The 14,636-nt window shown below is 38.4% G+C and carries 18 protein-coding genes; 7 read left to right on the top strand and 11 right to left on the bottom strand.

What is annotated here, in order from left to right:
• Positions 1-137: 137 nt before the first annotated feature.
• Positions 138-560 carry a MerR family transcriptional regulator gene (locus tag ACOZIR_RS09030; protein WP_071273162.1) on the bottom strand — a complete coding sequence of 141 codons (423 nt, stop codon included), beginning with the start codon at positions 558-560 and terminating at the stop codon, positions 138-140.
• A gap of 254 nt (positions 561-814) precedes the next feature.
• Between ACOZIR_RS09030 and ACOZIR_RS09025 the strand changes: the two genes are divergently transcribed.
• Positions 815-1,258, top strand: coding sequence for an HIT family protein (locus ACOZIR_RS09025; protein ID WP_340141937.1), 444 nt, complete (start codon positions 815-817; stop codon positions 1,256-1,258).
• A gap of 31 nt (positions 1,259-1,289) precedes the next feature.
• Here ACOZIR_RS09025 and aspA read toward each other — a convergent pair whose 3' ends face one another.
• Positions 1,290-2,720 (bottom strand): aspartate ammonia-lyase, encoded by a 1,431-nt coding sequence (aspA, locus tag ACOZIR_RS09020; RefSeq protein WP_421535551.1) that lies wholly within the window; start codon positions 2,718-2,720, stop codon positions 1,290-1,292.
• 20 nt (positions 2,721-2,740) lie between these two features.
• Positions 2,741-3,724 carry an asparaginase gene (locus ACOZIR_RS09015; RefSeq protein ID WP_340141936.1) on the bottom strand — a complete coding sequence of 328 codons (984 nt, stop codon included), beginning with the start codon at positions 3,722-3,724 and terminating at the stop codon, positions 2,741-2,743.
• Positions 3,725-3,991: 267 nt separating this feature from the next.
• Here ACOZIR_RS09015 and ACOZIR_RS09010 point away from each other — a divergent pair, with 267 nt between their 5' ends.
• Positions 3,992-4,348: a helix-turn-helix domain-containing protein gene (locus tag ACOZIR_RS09010; RefSeq protein ID WP_029714436.1), complete on the top strand. Its 357-nt coding sequence runs from the start codon at positions 3,992-3,994 to the stop codon at positions 4,346-4,348.
• Between the two features lie 23 nt (positions 4,349-4,371).
• Here ACOZIR_RS09010 and ACOZIR_RS09005 read toward each other — a convergent pair whose 3' ends face one another.
• From ACOZIR_RS09005 to ACOZIR_RS08995, 3 genes are all read right to left on the bottom strand, one after another.
• On the bottom strand, positions 4,372-4,764 hold the full coding sequence (locus ACOZIR_RS09005; RefSeq protein WP_340141935.1) for a hypothetical protein: 393 nt from the start codon (positions 4,762-4,764) through the stop codon (positions 4,372-4,374).
• Between the two features lie 146 nt (positions 4,765-4,910).
• Positions 4,911-5,081, bottom strand: a complete 171-nt coding sequence (locus tag ACOZIR_RS09000) for a hypothetical protein (RefSeq protein WP_013057775.1) — start codon at positions 5,079-5,081, stop codon at positions 4,911-4,913.
• Positions 5,082-5,367: 286 nt separating this feature from the next.
• A complete protein-coding gene (locus tag ACOZIR_RS08995; protein WP_310877857.1) occupies positions 5,368-6,858 on the bottom strand; it encodes an MFS transporter in 1,491 nt (496 codons plus the stop codon).
• A 296-nt stretch (positions 6,859-7,154) separates the two neighbouring features.
• On the opposite strand from ACOZIR_RS08995, the gene ACOZIR_RS08990 reads away from it, so the two are divergent.
• From ACOZIR_RS08990 to ACOZIR_RS08970, 5 genes are all read left to right on the top strand, one after another.
• On the top strand, positions 7,155-7,469 hold the full coding sequence (locus ACOZIR_RS08990; RefSeq protein ID WP_013083854.1) for an ArsR/SmtB family transcription factor: 315 nt from the start codon (positions 7,155-7,157) through the stop codon (positions 7,467-7,469).
• A 70-nt stretch (positions 7,470-7,539) separates the two neighbouring features.
• Positions 7,540-7,968: a DMT family transporter gene (locus ACOZIR_RS08985; RefSeq protein ID WP_310877858.1), complete on the top strand. Its 429-nt coding sequence runs from the start codon at positions 7,540-7,542 to the stop codon at positions 7,966-7,968.
• A gap of 12 nt (positions 7,969-7,980) precedes the next feature.
• Complete coding sequence (locus ACOZIR_RS08980; protein WP_013057779.1) at positions 7,981-8,433, top strand: DMT family transporter; 453 nt, start codon at positions 7,981-7,983, stop codon at positions 8,431-8,433.
• Between the two features lie 239 nt (positions 8,434-8,672).
• The gene (locus tag ACOZIR_RS08975; RefSeq protein ID WP_014459377.1) at positions 8,673-9,128 is read left to right on the top strand and encodes a hypothetical protein; all 456 of its coding nucleotides are present in this window, start codon (positions 8,673-8,675) and stop codon (positions 9,126-9,128) included.
• Between the two features lie 401 nt (positions 9,129-9,529).
• Positions 9,530-11,152: an APC family permease gene (locus ACOZIR_RS08970; RefSeq protein ID WP_025751143.1), complete on the top strand. Its 1,623-nt coding sequence runs from the start codon at positions 9,530-9,532 to the stop codon at positions 11,150-11,152.
• Positions 11,153-11,182: 30 nt separating this feature from the next.
• On the opposite strand, the gene ACOZIR_RS08965 is transcribed toward ACOZIR_RS08970, so the two are convergent.
• From ACOZIR_RS08965 to ACOZIR_RS08945, 5 genes are all read right to left on the bottom strand, one after another.
• A complete protein-coding gene (locus ACOZIR_RS08965; RefSeq protein ID WP_013057782.1) occupies positions 11,183-11,602 on the bottom strand; it encodes an Rrf2 family transcriptional regulator in 420 nt (139 codons plus the stop codon).
• A gap of 99 nt (positions 11,603-11,701) precedes the next feature.
• Positions 11,702-12,346: a hypothetical protein gene (locus ACOZIR_RS08960; protein ID WP_045293324.1), complete on the bottom strand. Its 645-nt coding sequence runs from the start codon at positions 12,344-12,346 to the stop codon at positions 11,702-11,704.
• Positions 12,347-12,564: 218 nt separating this feature from the next.
• On the bottom strand, positions 12,565-12,930 hold the full coding sequence (locus ACOZIR_RS08955; RefSeq protein WP_045293326.1) for a hypothetical protein: 366 nt from the start codon (positions 12,928-12,930) through the stop codon (positions 12,565-12,567).
• A complete protein-coding gene (locus ACOZIR_RS08950; protein ID WP_013057785.1) occupies positions 12,927-13,232 on the bottom strand; it encodes an antibiotic biosynthesis monooxygenase family protein in 306 nt (101 codons plus the stop codon). Before ACOZIR_RS08950 ends, ACOZIR_RS08955 begins: the two co-directional genes overlap by 4 nt.
• Positions 13,233-13,396: 164 nt before the next feature.
• Positions 13,397-14,629, bottom strand: coding sequence for an NAD(P)-dependent malic enzyme (locus ACOZIR_RS08945; RefSeq protein WP_013057787.1), 1,233 nt, complete (start codon positions 14,627-14,629; stop codon positions 13,397-13,399).
• Positions 14,630-14,636: the final 7 nt, after the last annotated feature.

Below are 14,636 nucleotides of genomic sequence, written 5' to 3'. Positions count from 1 at the left end.
TTCTTGTTTTGAACAAACCTTCGGGCAGCTGAATATCAATCATGATGTTTTTAACTTTTACTTGCGAATGTTCAAATGTAATACAAAGGTGGTTCATTCCTTCTTCTTTTTCCATCACTGACTTTGCCACGGCTAATTTAATCATGCGATGAATGATCCTTTAAAATCTGAGTAACAGACTCAATTACTTTGTGCCGTACGTCTGCTGATAAATTCCGATTCATAGCTACAAATACATCTTCATTGACTTGATGCATTTCTTGATTTTGAATTTGTTTGCTTTGGTAAAGAGGGAGCTGCGCACCTATACTTTTCACTTCTTCCAGACTCATTGAACGCAGCGTTTCTTGGATAGAAGCTAGTGACTCCCCTGCTTTTGATAATGTTAAAACGGCTCGAAAGTAGTGAACATGGTGATCTGTATAAACGCGCTTATTTCCTACTAGCTCCAGCGGAGGAACAATTTCTATTTGCGTGTAATACCGCACCGTACGCAAGTTCAGGTCCGCACCTTCGTTATTTAATAACTCCGTAATTTGCTTGCCTGTATACGTGTTCAAACAATCCCTCCTTATTAGTTACAGTTAACTGTTACACTGTCATTATACTGTAAAGGTTTTGTTTTTACAATTAAAACCATGGTAATTTTTAGATAAAGAAACTGAGCATATAAATAAAAAGAACGAACCAAAGAGCCCAGGTTATATATCCGGGCTCTCTTTACTAAGCGAAAAAACAACTGTGTATATTTCAACCTATTTCTCCTGATACTTCTCGTGCTACACTTTAGTTATCTTAAAAAAGGAGAGAACATATGATGGGGAATCCAAGTATAGATTGCTTAGGATGTCGATTAGCAAATAACCAGGAGAAATCGCATGTAATATTTGAAGATTCGTTTGTGACATGCCTGCTAGACCACAAGCCGTTTAACGAAGGACATCTCTTAATTCTTCCTAAAGCACATATAGTGGAAATCGAAGAATTCGATACTGAACACATATTGGCCGTGATGAATGCAGCGAAGCTAATGACAAAAGCAGTGAAGACACTCTTTGTTCCAGATGGAGTTACTCTCTCTCAGAACGGAGGAATGTTTAACGAGTTAACTCATTTTCACATGCACATCGTTCCGCGCTACCAAGAGGAGTGTTTCGGAGATTTTTATACGCAAATTCCCGAATATGCTGAAAAAGATGACACCTTGGCTGCAACAGCTCAAAAAATGCGCTCAGTTATTCAGCAAATATGTTTATAAAAAAACGGCTTCCATATGGAAGCCGTTTTATTTACTGACGATCAAACAATGAACTTCCTGCAATACCAGGGTTCGTCATTTCAAATGGATTTAAAATGAGATCTAATTCTTCTTCTGTTAACACATCGTATTGAAGGCAAAGCTCACGAATTGGTTTTCCTGTTAAAATCGCTTCACGCGCAATACGCGATACGACTTCATAGCCTAAGTGAGGGTTAACAGCTGTAATAATCCCTACGCTTTTTTCTACATATTCTTTCATGCGCGTTTCGTTTGCTTCAATTCCTGCTAAACAGTGATCTGTAAAGCTTCTGAAACCGTTGTTCATGATGCTGATCGATTGAAGCAAGTTAAATACAAGCACAGGTTCCATTACGTTAAGCTCCATCTGACCTGCTTCTGAAGCAAGAGAGATTGTTTGGTCATTTCCCATTACTTGAAACGCAATTTGATTGATTAATTCAGCCATAACCGGATTTACTTTTCCTGGCATGATTGAAGAACCAGGCTGACGAGCAGGAAGGCTAATTTCACCTAGACCTGCACGAGGTCCAGATGCCATTAAACGCAGGTCGTTGGCGATTTTAGACATATTCGTCATACAGATTTTAAGAGCTGCAGATACTTCTGTATAAGCATCTGTATTTTGAGTAGCGTCCACTAAATGCTCTGCATGCACAAGCGGCAGCCCGCTGATATCGGCTAAGTGTTTGACTACATTTTCAATATAGCGAGGATCTGCATTTAAGCCTGTTCCAACAGCCGTCGCTCCCATATTTACTTCATGCAAGTGGTCACGCGTCGCGCTGATACGCTTAATGTCGCGCGCTAACACGCGGCTGTATGCTTCAAACTCTTGACCAAGACGAACGGGCACAGCATCTTGAAGGTGCGTACGGCCCATTTTAATCACGTGATCAAATTCTTGCGCTTTTCGTTTAAATACATCATCCATATCATTCATTGTAACAAGAAGTTTATTTAATAAGTTCAGCGTTGAAATATGGATAGCTGTTGGAAATACATCATTTGTTGACTGAGACATATTCACATGGCTGTTAGGACTTAATTTTCCATATTCACCTTTAGTGTTTCCCATAATTTCAAGAGCACGGTTTGCAATCACTTCATTTGCGTTCATATTCATTGATGTCCCCGCTCCGCCTTGAATAGGATCCACAATAAAATATTCATGCCACTGACCTGCTAAAATTTCATCAGCTGCTTGCACCACGGCATTTCCAATACCTTCATATAAGCGCTTTGTGTCCATATTCGCAAGCGCTGCCGCTTTTTTTACGATAGCAAGCGCTTTAATCATTTCTTCATGTACTTTATAACCCGTAATCGGAAAATTTTCTACGGCACGTGCGGTTTGTACACCGTAGTATACGTCTGCTGGAATTTGTTTTTCTCCTAGAAAATCAGCTTCTGTACGATATCCTGCTGTTTCTTGTTTCATAGCTGTACCTGCTTTCTTTTTTAATTAATATCTTCTGCAATCGACGTTTCCATCATCTTTTTAACTTGGTGAGGGTCTTTCGTTTGTCCGAGCACCCACATTAATTTAGGAACAATGGCTTCGGTGTTCATGTTTTTTGAGCGAACGACGCTGTCATGATTAATCATTCGGCCTACTTCATAAATGCCCATGTCTTCTCCTTCTTCAAGACACTGAGTCGTAATGACAACGGATACACCGTGGTTTATCAATTCAACAAGCTTGGCTAAAATATTGCGAACTTGAAATGGAATTCCTCCACTTCCATAGCTTTCAACAACAACGCCTTGATATACATCTTTTAATCCATCAAAAAATTCAGGTTTAATGCCAGGAAACAGTTTGACAACTGCTACATCCGTACAAAGAGATGTATTAACCGTTAACTCTTCTTTACTAGAGCGAATGGATTTTGTATATTCCACCGTATTATCATGGATAGACGCCACGTATGGATAGTTAATGCTTTCAAATGCATCATAACTTTTTGTACGAAGCTTAATTGCTCTTGTGCCTTGAATCACACGACCGTCAAAGACTACATAGACTCCGCCTGTTTCTTCACATGCAAAACGAATCGCATCTGCAATATTGCGCTTCGCGTCCGTTTTACTAAAAGAAATAGGAATTTGAGATCCTGTAATCGCAATTGGTTTTTTAGAATGCTGAAGCATGTAAGAAAGAGCAGCCGATGTGTAGGCCATTGTATCTGTTCCGTGAGTAATAACAAAACCATCGTATTCATTATAATGCTCTTCAATCGCTTTTGCCATCTCTATCCAACATTCAGGCTGCATATTTGTACTATCAAGATTCATAAGAGATTTGCTGTCAATTTGACAATGTTCATTTAAATCAGGTATGTAGCTTAGTAATTGATCTGGCTCCATTCCAGGAACGAGTCCATTTTCACCTTCAAGTGAAGCGACCGTTCCGCCAGTTGATAACAATAATAGTTTTTTCAAAACCGACATCCCCTTTGCTTAATTTCTGTAAAAAAACCTGACAATCTATCAAATAAATTATATTCATTTCGCGTACTTCACCTGTAATTATAGTAACCCGAATTCAATAAATCAAGAGAAAAATTATTCGTTTCGCGTACACTTTTCTCTACAGCAATGATATAATGAATAAAAATGTAAATTAGCTCACGGTTTGATTACAAAGATCTGCGCGCGAGCTGAATGTCTCGGTTTTTTACATACTACACCTACAAAGGAGCGTCATGAATGTTAAGCAGATTAGCTCAACTCAGGAAAGAAAAAAAATGGTCTCTTCAATATACAGCTGACCAGCTTGAAATTGCTAAAAGCACCTACGCAGGATACGAATCTGGCTATCGTCGTCCTTCTCTTGAAGCACTCGTTACAATCGCAGAACTATTTGATACATCAACAGACTACTTGCTAGGTAAGGAAAAGGAACCTCATTCTCCTTCAGATGCACCCATCGAATTAACATCGCCTCAAACTCATAGAATTACGGTCGACGGTGCGGAACTGTCTCAAGAAGAAATTCAGCAGCTGACGGCCTTTATTCGTGCTAAAAGACAAATTGAAAAAGAAACTGCACCTTCTTCAATGTAAAGAAGATTAGAAGCAGGTTGCTTCTAATCTTCTAGCTGCATTTCTAAATAGCCTACTACTTCTTTTGTTATTTCCTCTTCTGTTTCTTCCATCAGCTCTCCGGTTATCTTGCTGCCTGGGAGCTTCTTCGAAGAACGAATGCCCAAAAACGTGCGTACACAGTGCCAGATAGGAATAAAAAGACCATCTAAAAACTCACCTTTTTCTAAAATACCCACTTGAATAGTGGCGTGATAACCAGGATGAAAAGGATTTTCCCCTTCGCGGATCACATTTATAGAAAGCTGCACCCCTTTCTTTTTAAAAGCTTCTTTATATTGTTCATATATGGATATGAGACGTTCTTGCATAGACTTTTCAACCGTATGTATATGTTGTTCTAACTGCGGCGTAAACTGTTTTGCTGTGTATTCCATCTATCTCCCTCTTCCTTCGGTTCCCTATCTGTTATTTTAGCGACTTTCATTTTATTGTATCATAAGAAAAGCGTTCGTCTGTCTAGCAGAAAACCCCGCTTTTTTATAGAAAAGCGGGGTTCATACATACCTTTATTAGCAATAGCCTACATTGCTTTATCTTGTTTAGAAGATGATTTTAATTTCTTATTTTTAGTTGGATCTGGCTCATTAGAAGACATGATGATGTTTCCTTCGCCGTTGCACACTTTGCACTTTATAAATCCAAATTTCTTACCGGCTCCTTGGCATTGTGGACAAACATATCGAATTGGCATAAACTGTACCTTCCTTTTTTCTAATTTATACCTGCGCCTTGAAAGCGCCTGTGGTGAGTTTATAGTTTCATTATAAATTGTACAATCCACCCTATCAAGACGTGCCAAATTGCACATCTTTAATGGCAAAAAATCCTTCCTTTCTAAAATTCACCTAAAAAATGAGTCAATAGGCAGGAGAATCTCTATTGTTGTTAAAAGGCAATACGTCAGAGGAAGTTTCTTATTGGATATAATTAGCGAATCGCCGCGCTAAAAATTTTACTCTTTTTCGTGAAGCTAAAGGTTAAACAACCGTTTTGTCTCGAATTTCTTTTGAAATAGTTACGTCTCTCCAAAGCTGTTCGTATTTATAGCCCGTTAAACTTTCACAAACCGCTTTCGCTTCAGGAGTAACGGCCGTCGCCCGGCCGCCCTTTTTTCTTCTTTCAATTTCAGCTAATAAAATTTTGTGATTTTTCGGACTTATTTTGAACCATATGGTTGCTATAATTCCCATGAGAATCAAAATAGCAGGTACAACCATGAACAGCTTTTGTAAGCCGGCTAGAGTAGACGCTGACTGCTCGGCATTTGGTACATAGCCAATATTCTTTAAGGCAACGCCTACAAGAAAAATCGCAAGCGCCTGAGACGATTTTCGAATAAATGACATCAGCCCTGCATACACGCCTTCTCTTCTTTTTGTCGTAATCATCTCATCTACATCTGATACAAACGGCAGTACATTCCATGGAATCATGATCGCTCCCGAATGACCGCTTCCTAAAAAAAATGCCGCTAAGTAAATAAGAACTAAAGAGCTATCTTTTGTTAGGAAACTGAATAAAATAATGCCCGTTCCCCAAATGACCATGCTGAAGTTATAGGTTAATTTATTTCCTAACTTAATGGCTATGTACGTAACAAGAGGAATAAATAGCACTTGTGTAATTTGCACAAAGCTCAGGGTATCTGCATAGATAACTTCGCGCAGCATGTAATAGGCAATAAAATAAAAGAAAAGAGCATTAAACACATCCATTGCAATGTAAGATGCTAAATACATGGCAAGATACACGTTAAACGACTTGTTTTTAAATGCACTTCCAAAACTGATAAACAGCTGCTTAAATTCTAACCAAAATCCGTTTTTCTTTTTTCGTTCCACTACTTCTCCGCTATCCCATGTTCCTTTGTAAACAAAAATCCATGGAAGAGCAAAAAGAAAACCAAAGATAATGCCCATGATTAAATACCCTTGTCCACCTGGAAATGCATCAATGATTCGTTTCGGGAAAAAAGCACCTAAAAATGAAGCGCCTTGTGAAAAGACCATGCGTATTCCCGTCATTTTTGAACGAATACTATAATCTGTCGTCATTTCTGCTGCTAGCGTGTTGTAAGGGACCATTACCATACCAAACGCCGTATTAAATAAAAGATAGGCTGAAATAAAATAGGTGTATTTAAACATATGCGAGCCTTCAATAGGAATCCACAGCATACTGAACGTGATGGCAACTGGAATGATTCCAAAAAGAAAAAAGACTCTTCTTCGTCCTTTTTTTGTCTGAAGATGATCAGATATATACCCAATGGTTGGATCTAATAAAGCATCCCACACTTTTCCAAGAGCTACAATCGTTCCTGCTTCTACAGGAGAAAGCCCGACTACATCCGTTAAAAACACCATAAACAATGTGCCGATAATAAAAAAGGATCCTCCCCCAAACAAATCCCCAAATCCATACGCTACCATATTACGAAAGCGCACTTGTTTTGTTTTCCCTTGCATATGCAGCCCTCCCCCTTAAGTAAGTAAACCAGCTTCTTTTGTTATTCACTTTTTTCTATTTTACTAAACTATCCCTTGAAAAATAAGGAATATGTCATCTGTTCTGCTCAAAAAAATAAGATGCTTTCTAATTATATAAGCAGAAAAACAGCTGGGTAAACCGTTCTTCTTTATACCCTATTATAAGTTGACTTTTTGTTCACAGCTGTTATAATTCAACCCATCGCTGATTATTTAGCTATAAAATGTAAACTTGAACATTTGACATCTGAGCTGTGACGAATAAAATAATAAGTATGAAACCTATTGATATCTTTAAAGCATTATCTAATGAAACTCGATTAAATATATTAGAGTGGTTAAAAGAACCTGAAAAGCATTTTAAAGACAAACAAGCACATTTGCCTAAGGAGGTCAGCAGCAGAGGCGGTGTTTGCGTGGGAGATATTCAGGAAAAAGCTCAGCTGTCTCAGTCCACTGTGTCCAGCTATCTTTCCATGATGCAAAAAGCAGGTTTGTTAGAGTCAATTCGGCACGGTCAATGGACATACTATCGCCGAAATGAAGAAACGCTTCAAGAGCTTTCTTCATTCTTACGAAAAAAACTTTAACGAGTTTTTTTCACTTATTATATCTATTTTTCTAGATATACAAATATAAAGAAATATCGGAGTGATAAACGTGAAGTTGTTGGTTTATTTAGTTGCGGTTCTAGGCGGCGCTGCTTTAAGTATGGAAGGCGCCATTGCCGGAGAACTTGGAAAAACAGTTGGAAAACTCGAAAGCAGTTATTATATTTTTGTCATGGGAACACTCATTTTAGGTCTGACCACCCTATTTGCTGGAAAAGGAGATTTACCTTACGTCTTAAAAGCGCCTAAGTGGAATTTAACCGGTGGATTATTAGGTACGGTTTATTTAACGATTCTAGTGATTAGTATCCCCTTTATCGGAATTGGTGTTTCAATGGTTGCGGTTATTGTGGGCCAAATGATTACAAGTATGATCATTGAGCATTTTGGTTGGCTTGGCAGCAGCAAAATTAAAATTAACAAAGAACGCGTAATGGCTATTGTATGTATGGGAATTGCGCTTGTACTTATTTTCTAGGAGGGTTTTATAATGAGTTTATTAATGGTGATACTTACCTTAATAGGAGGATTAACGCTAAGCGCTCAGTCTTCTATTAACGGTACACTAAGCAAAAAAACAGGTACGTTTGAAACAGCTTTTTTAACCTTTGCAACAGGTGCCATGATTTTAACGATTGTTGTTGTCTTCTTTGGACAAGGAAACATTCTCTCTGTTTTCGATGTCCCTAAATGGCAGCTTACTTGTGCTTTATTCGGAGCATCTTATTTATTTCTAACCGTTTTAGCTGTTCCTAAAATTGGCGTAACAGCAGCTAATATTTCAACTGTTATCGGTCAGTTATTTGCAAGTATGATTATCGACCATTTTGGCTGGTTTGGAAGCAAGGAAGTCCCCTTTGATCTATCACGCTGGATTGGTGTAGCATTTATGTTATTAGCTCTTTATTTTATTTTTAAAGGCAATAAGAAAACAGCAGCATAAAACGATCATGAAAGTAGCCAAGTGTCTATATAAAGGTGCACTTGGCTATTTTTTTGTGCGCAAACCACATTTGAATTTTCAATCAATGATTTAGAACATATTTTATTTAAACTAAATTGATTTTTAATGAGGTAAATTCCACAAAAAAATTGTGCATACCTTCATGCCTTTGTTCAAAAGATAAAGATGCAGATCTAGAAAATCGACTACATAAACGAACAGGTAAGGTGGGTTTTTTCGTGGGAAAATTTTTGTTTTTAGCAGCATTTGTCTTTTTTTGTTTTACGCTTTCCATTTCCGCAGAAGAAAATATACCAGAAGAAAATATAGAATCACACGTAAGTCAGCCAGTTGTAAAAGATTTTATTTATCAATCTCTTGAACCTTGGGTACACCAAGATATTACTTCTCATTATGAGAAGGTTTACGGTAAACAGCATAAAAAAGTAAAAGTTCGCCCGATTAAAAAAGATGATATCGGGATACAAATGGGTGAAATACAGCCCGGTAAAGGCGGTAAGTTCACTCATATTGTGAGGGTGAAAATCTTAAACTTGAAAGTAAAACCTGAGGGAGAAGATGAATTTTTTGCAACGGATACGCTTATTTATAAAGTGAATATCAACGAACTTTCTGCTGAAAATGATGTAGAAAACGTCGTAAAATTACTCGAATATAAACATCAAGAAAGATAAAGGCCCAAAAAGCCAATTCTTACCCCTTTTGAAGGTATTTATCCCGCTATTCAAAAGGGGATTTATTATGAAGCCTGTTTTTTCTTCACAATTTCAGGGAATATAACTACCACTTATCCCCTAATTTTTTCATATTGCTAGTGCATAAGATACGAACTTGATAACTTTTTGTCGGTTTTTATCTATTTCTGTAGGGTTTCTGGTAGGATGAAAAAGAAAGTAAAGCGCTTTAATTGCCATGACAGAAAGGTTGAGGATAGCTGTCCTGCATAACTGGAAATCAATAGGTATTAAGAACTTCATGTAACGACAAAAGTTGACAGCAAAAGATTTCAGAATAATAATAATAAAGCAACAACGTTTGAATGAAAGACTTATTTTACATGAAAGGTGTTAGTCAGATGAACAATTTACATCGAAGAATGGGAACATTCGCGTTAACCATGACGGGCCTTGGGTCAATTATTGGTTCCGGCTGGTTATTTGGAGCGTGGCGAGCAGCTCAAATTGCAGGGCCGGCAGCTATTTTATCATGGGTCATTGGAATGGTCGTTATTTTATTTATTGCACTTTCTTACAGTGAATTAGGATCCATGTTTCCCGAAGCCGGCGGGATGGTCAAGTATACGCAGTACTCACACGGTTCGTTTATTGGTTTTATTGCTGCGTGGGCAAACTGGATTGCGATTGTATCCGTTATTCCAGTCGAAGCAGTAGCTTCTGTACAGTATATGAGTTCGTGGCCTTGGAAGTGGGCACAGTGGACAAGCCACCTCGTAGAAAAAGGAACGTTAACTGGCGAAGGATTAGCTATCGCTACTGTGCTATTGATTATTTATTTTTTACTGAATTATTGGACAGTTGGACTATTTTCCAAAGCCAACTCGTTAATTACTATTTTTAAAATTGTTATACCAGGACTTACAATCGGAGCACTTTTATTTGTAGGCTTTCACGGCGAGAACTTCACTTCTGGAAGCAGCATCGCACCAAACGGCTGGGCTAGTGTGCTAACAGCAGTCGCTACATCTGGGATTGTGTTTGCTTTTAACGGTTTTCAAAGCCCTATTAATATGGCAGGAGAAGCAAAAAATCCGGGCCGCTCTATTCCGATTGCAGTAGTAGGCTCAATTTTAGTGGCTACAGTCATTTATTTGCTTCTTCAAATTGCTTTTATCGGTGCAGTAAATCCTTCTGATATTGCGAAGGGATGGAGTCATTTAAATTTCAACTCTCCGTTTGCAGATTTAGCCATTGCGCTTAACATTAACTGGCTTGTCATTGTCCTGTATGCAGATGCGTTTGTTTCACCATCTGGAACAGGTATTACGTATACAGCTACTACTGCTCGAATGATTTATGGTATGGAACAAAATAAATATTTGCCAAGCGTTCTAGGACGCCTTCATCCGATTTATGGTGTTCCGCGTCAAGCCATGTTTTTTAACTTAGCTGTTGCTCTTGTCTTTTTGTTTTTATTTCGGGGCTGGGGCGTACTTGCTGAAATTATTTCAGTCGCTACGCTTATCTCTTACATTACAGGTCCTGTTACGGTTATGACGCTAAGACGAACTGGCAGCGATTTATATCGTCCCCTTCGTTTAAAAGGATTGAGCATCATTGCGCCGCTCGGTTTTATTTTTGCTTCTTTAACCTTATATTGGGCGCGCTGGCCGCTAACTGGACAAGTTTTGTTTATTATTTTAATCGGCCTTCCTATTTATTTTTATTATCAAGCAAAGGCTAAATGGAAAGGCTTTCGACAGAACTTCAAAGGCGGCGTATGGATGGTTGTATACTTACTTTGTATGATGACTATTTCTTGGCTTGGAAGCGAAAAGTTTGGCGGCCTTAATGTTATTAAATATGGATGGGATATGGGCATTATTGTTGTTGTTTCTCTTCTCTTCTACACATGGGCTTTAAAAAGCGGCTTCAAAACGGAGTATTTAGAGAATGGAAGAAAAGTAAATGACGGCTTAAAAGCAGCAGCGGCTGAAACAGCCGCTTCCAAAGAGTCATAACAAAAGCACCTTGCTCATGCAAGGTGCTTTTTAATGAGCAGTTCTAACTTTTTTCAGCACGTCTTCGATCGTAATTTGATCTAAATGCCTAATTACGCTTTGCTCACTCTCTGTAAAAATGTCGTCCATCACTGTTTGAATGTTTGATTTTACAATACAGTCAGCGTCAGGGTCGCCGCTGCACCAGTGAGGCTTCAGCGTTCCAGTCGATATAACTCGATAAATCAGCCCAAGACTTATTTCAGCAGGGCTGCAGCCTAAAGTATAACCCCCGCCTAGCCCTTCTTTTGTCCGAACCAAGTTGTTTTTTCTGAGTGTACTCATTATTTTCCGAACCCGTGCAGGATTGGTACAGATGTTATAAGCAATCGATTCACTGCTTGCTCGGTGATCTGGTAAATTTGCTAGGAACACTAAGCTGTGCACGGCAATGGTAAATTCACTGTTCATCTTCCATAAACCACCTTTTTTCTTTCTCTACTGTAACGTTAAGTGACACAGTTCAAAAAGTCAAGAGAGCAAGGAGGGAAAGAAGAAGTGTAGCTTTATTTATTCACGGTTTTCTTTTTCTATACTTTCTACTTCGTTAGCTGAGTTGATTTCAAGGTATACCGTCTTTTCTTTTAAACTGCCTTTTTCTTCTTTTTCAAAGTCAGTGCTTTTTTGATACGTTTTTTTGCCGCTTGGCACTTTTACCGCTATATGCTTGTTACTTTCTTCTATAAAAATACCCACAATTTTACGTTCGTCTCCATCTTGTTCATACACGCCATCTTTATCTGCTTTTGCTTTTGGAGTTAATTCAATACTAATTGCTTCTTGTTTAGCTGCGTCAATTTCAGCTTCTACTTCTTTATTAAGCATATCTTTTAGCTGTGAGCCTTCCACTTCCATCCCAGAGCTTTTTGGTACTTTAACGAGTTGATCATCAATATTCAGCGTCATTTCTTTTTCAGCGTCTTTTTTTAACGTACCGATCAAGTCAAAATCTTCTTCTTTCCCCTTTTTAATGTCTGGGTCGTTGGAATACTGCTGTAGCTTTGTTAATTCTTGACGGTCTTCAATAGGTTTTTCCTCTGCTTTATGATTATCAGATTTTGTCTTGTTAGCTGGTTCACCTGAACAAGCTGCCGCACTTCCAATCATACATAGAGTGACTAAGGACAGGATTCCTTTTGTTAGCTGTTTTTGCATATGTATTCTCCTTTTTCTTTTTTTATTTCCACCTTTATACATATGTAAAACAAAAAAAGAGAGTGAAATATAACTAAATCAACAGTTAGAAGCATTTACATACAGAAAACCTACGTTCACCCTACCAATGAAAAAATCCGAACGGGTTGAATTCTCTATTAAGAATCAAACCCGTCCGGATTTCCTTGCAACTAAAACATTTTTGTCCTAGCCTCTTTTTAAAGCTGCTGTTGCTTCAGTATATGATTCGCTTCTTCTAAGTAAGTCACATACGCCTGTACTTGTGTATCACCATAATTATCTAGTTCAAACAGCGCTTCTTGTATAAAATTAAAATTATCAATAATATGCTGTGTTTTCATGCCTCGGCTTGTGAGTAAATTGTTTAACCATAAGGCATAGTCCGTAAAAATTTGCAGGTTGTCTAACTTATATGTTGTCTCAAGATACTTCATATGATAATGATTATCTTCATGGCATCTTTCTTTGCCGCGCTCTCCGAATTTTTCGAGCAAAGAAGGTTCTAACTCGTAGATTTTCTCCGTTACTCTTTCAACGATCTTATTAACGGGAAGTGAACTCATCGTGCCACCACTTTGTACTGAGAAACTTTTGGGATGACGGCTGCCAGTTCTTGATCAGGGTACTTTTTCTCTAAATCATGAATACGCTTGAAATCTTCGCTTCGTACCCAGCTTAAATAATTCTCTTTCGTATCAAATGTAAGCTGAACGGTGAGCTCCCCTGCTCGCTTATCGTTTTGAAGAAGTAGAAAGTCTACGAATCCTGGCGCCTCGTCAACTGATTTTGAACGATTTTTATAAATTCCAATCACTTCTTCAGCTTTTTCATCCGGTACATTAAATGTTGAAAATACGGTGTACATCTTTGTTCCTCCCTTTATGATACAAAACCTGGGTTCTTTTCTCTTTATTGTACATCATACGGGAGATGAAATGGTGTTACGTTTAGATTTCACTGGGGTTACAGCAGGTCTTTAACATAAAAAGCCCTTTGAAACAGCGTTTCAAAGGGCTTTTTTAGCCATTATTAGTTTTCGATTTTTGTTAGTTGTTCTGTATGTGTTTTTACACGCGCTGGATCAATTGTAATACGGGCAACACCTGAATCCATTGCCGCTTTTGCTACAGACTCTGCTACAGCTGGCGCTACGCGAGGATCAAATGGTCCAGGGATAACGTAATCTGCGTTTAGCTCTTCTTCTGTAATAAGGGCTGCAATTGCTTCAACAGCAGCTTTTTTCATTTCTTCGTTGATATGAGTAGCGCGAACGTCTAACGCACCGCGGAAAATTCCAGGGAATGCAAGAACGTTATTTACTTGGTTAGGGAAGTCTGAACGACCTGTTCCAATAACAGCCGCTCCTGCTTCTTTTGCAGCGTCTGGCTTGATTTCTGGATTAGGATTTGCCATCGCAAAGATAATTGCATCTTCATTCATTGATTTAACCATCTCTTGAGATAATGCATCTGCTGCAGATACACCAATAAATACATCTGCGCCTTTAATTACATCGCTTAGCGTACCGCTTTCTTTGTTTACGTTTGTATACGAAGCCACTTCGGCTTTCACTTTGTTCATACCTTGAGAGCGGCCTTCATAAATAGCACCTCTTGTATCACACATAATCATGTCACGTACGCCGTAAGAATAAAGAAGCTTTGTAATGGCAATGCCAGCCGCTCCTGCTCCGTTTAAGACGATTTTTAAGTCTTTCATTGATTTATTGACAATTTTCAGTGCATTTACAAGTCCTGCTACTGTTACGATCGCTGTACCGTGCTGATCATCATGGAACACAGGAATATCTACTTCTTTTTTCAGGCGCTCTTCAATTTCAAAACACTGTGGAGCTGCGATATCTTCTAAGTTAATGCCTCCGAATGTATGAGCCATTAATTTCACAGTTTCAACAATTTTATCTGTATCTGTTGTATCAAGTGTAATTGGGAATGCATCTACGCCTGCAAAGCTTTTAAATAAAATTGCTTTGCCTTCCATAACGGGAAGTGAAGCCGCAGGTCCGATGTTTCCAAGACCAAGAACAGCAGTACCATTTGTCACAACGCCGACCATGTTTCCTTTCATTGTGTAATCATACACCGTTTCTGGATGTTCATGAATTTCTTTACAAGGTTCTGCTACTCCCGGAGAGTAAGCTAAGCTTAAATCTTGAGCGTTTTGAACTTCAACTTTTGATTTAACTTCTAACTTACCTTGTTTTTCTTGATGCATATGTAGTGCTTGATCACGTAGTGACATAATTGTA

The sequence above is a fragment of the Priestia sp. D3YE.R1 genome, from assembly GCF_049199565.1.
Lineage (GTDB): Bacteria > Bacillota > Bacilli > Bacillales > Bacillaceae_H > Priestia > Priestia aryabhattai.
This window is presented reverse-complemented; position numbering and strand designations above follow the sequence as displayed.

What these genes read in the sequence shown, in the direction of transcription:
- ACOZIR_RS09025 (WP_340141937.1), top strand. Translation starts at nt 815, where the DNA reads ATGATGGGGAATCCAAGTATAGATTGCTTAGGATGTCGATTAGCAAAT.
- aspA (WP_421535551.1), bottom strand. Translation starts at nt 2,720, where the DNA reads ATGAAACAAGAAACAGCAGGATATCGTACAGAAGCTGATTTTCTAGGA.
- ACOZIR_RS09010 (WP_029714436.1), top strand. Translation starts at nt 3,992, where the DNA reads ATGTTAAGCAGATTAGCTCAACTCAGGAAAGAAAAAAAATGGTCTCTT.
- ACOZIR_RS09005 (WP_340141935.1), bottom strand. Translation starts at nt 4,764, where the DNA reads ATGGAATACACAGCAAAACAGTTTACGCCGCAGTTAGAACAACATATA.
- ACOZIR_RS09000 (WP_013057775.1), bottom strand. Translation starts at nt 5,081, where the DNA reads ATGCCAATTCGATATGTTTGTCCACAATGCCAAGGAGCCGGTAAGAAA.
- ACOZIR_RS08995 (WP_310877857.1), bottom strand. Translation starts at nt 6,858, where the DNA reads ATGCAAGGGAAAACAAAACAAGTGCGCTTTCGTAATATGGTAGCGTAT.
- ACOZIR_RS08990 (WP_013083854.1), top strand. Translation starts at nt 7,155, where the DNA reads ATGAAACCTATTGATATCTTTAAAGCATTATCTAATGAAACTCGATTA.
- ACOZIR_RS08980 (WP_013057779.1), top strand. Translation starts at nt 7,981, where the DNA reads ATGAGTTTATTAATGGTGATACTTACCTTAATAGGAGGATTAACGCTA.
- ACOZIR_RS08970 (WP_025751143.1), top strand. Translation starts at nt 9,530, where the DNA reads ATGAACAATTTACATCGAAGAATGGGAACATTCGCGTTAACCATGACG.
- ACOZIR_RS08965 (WP_013057782.1), bottom strand. Translation starts at nt 11,602, where the DNA reads ATGAACAGTGAATTTACCATTGCCGTGCACAGCTTAGTGTTCCTAGCA.
- ACOZIR_RS08960 (WP_045293324.1), bottom strand. Translation starts at nt 12,346, where the DNA reads ATGCAAAAACAGCTAACAAAAGGAATCCTGTCCTTAGTCACTCTATGT.
- ACOZIR_RS08955 (WP_045293326.1), bottom strand. Translation starts at nt 12,930, where the DNA reads ATGAGTTCACTTCCCGTTAATAAGATCGTTGAAAGAGTAACGGAGAAA.
- ACOZIR_RS08950 (WP_013057785.1), bottom strand. Translation starts at nt 13,232, where the DNA reads ATGTACACCGTATTTTCAACATTTAATGTACCGGATGAAAAAGCTGAA.
- ACOZIR_RS08945 (WP_013057787.1), bottom strand. Translation starts at nt 14,629, where the DNA reads ATGTCACTACGTGATCAAGCACTACATATGCATCAAGAAAAACAAGGT.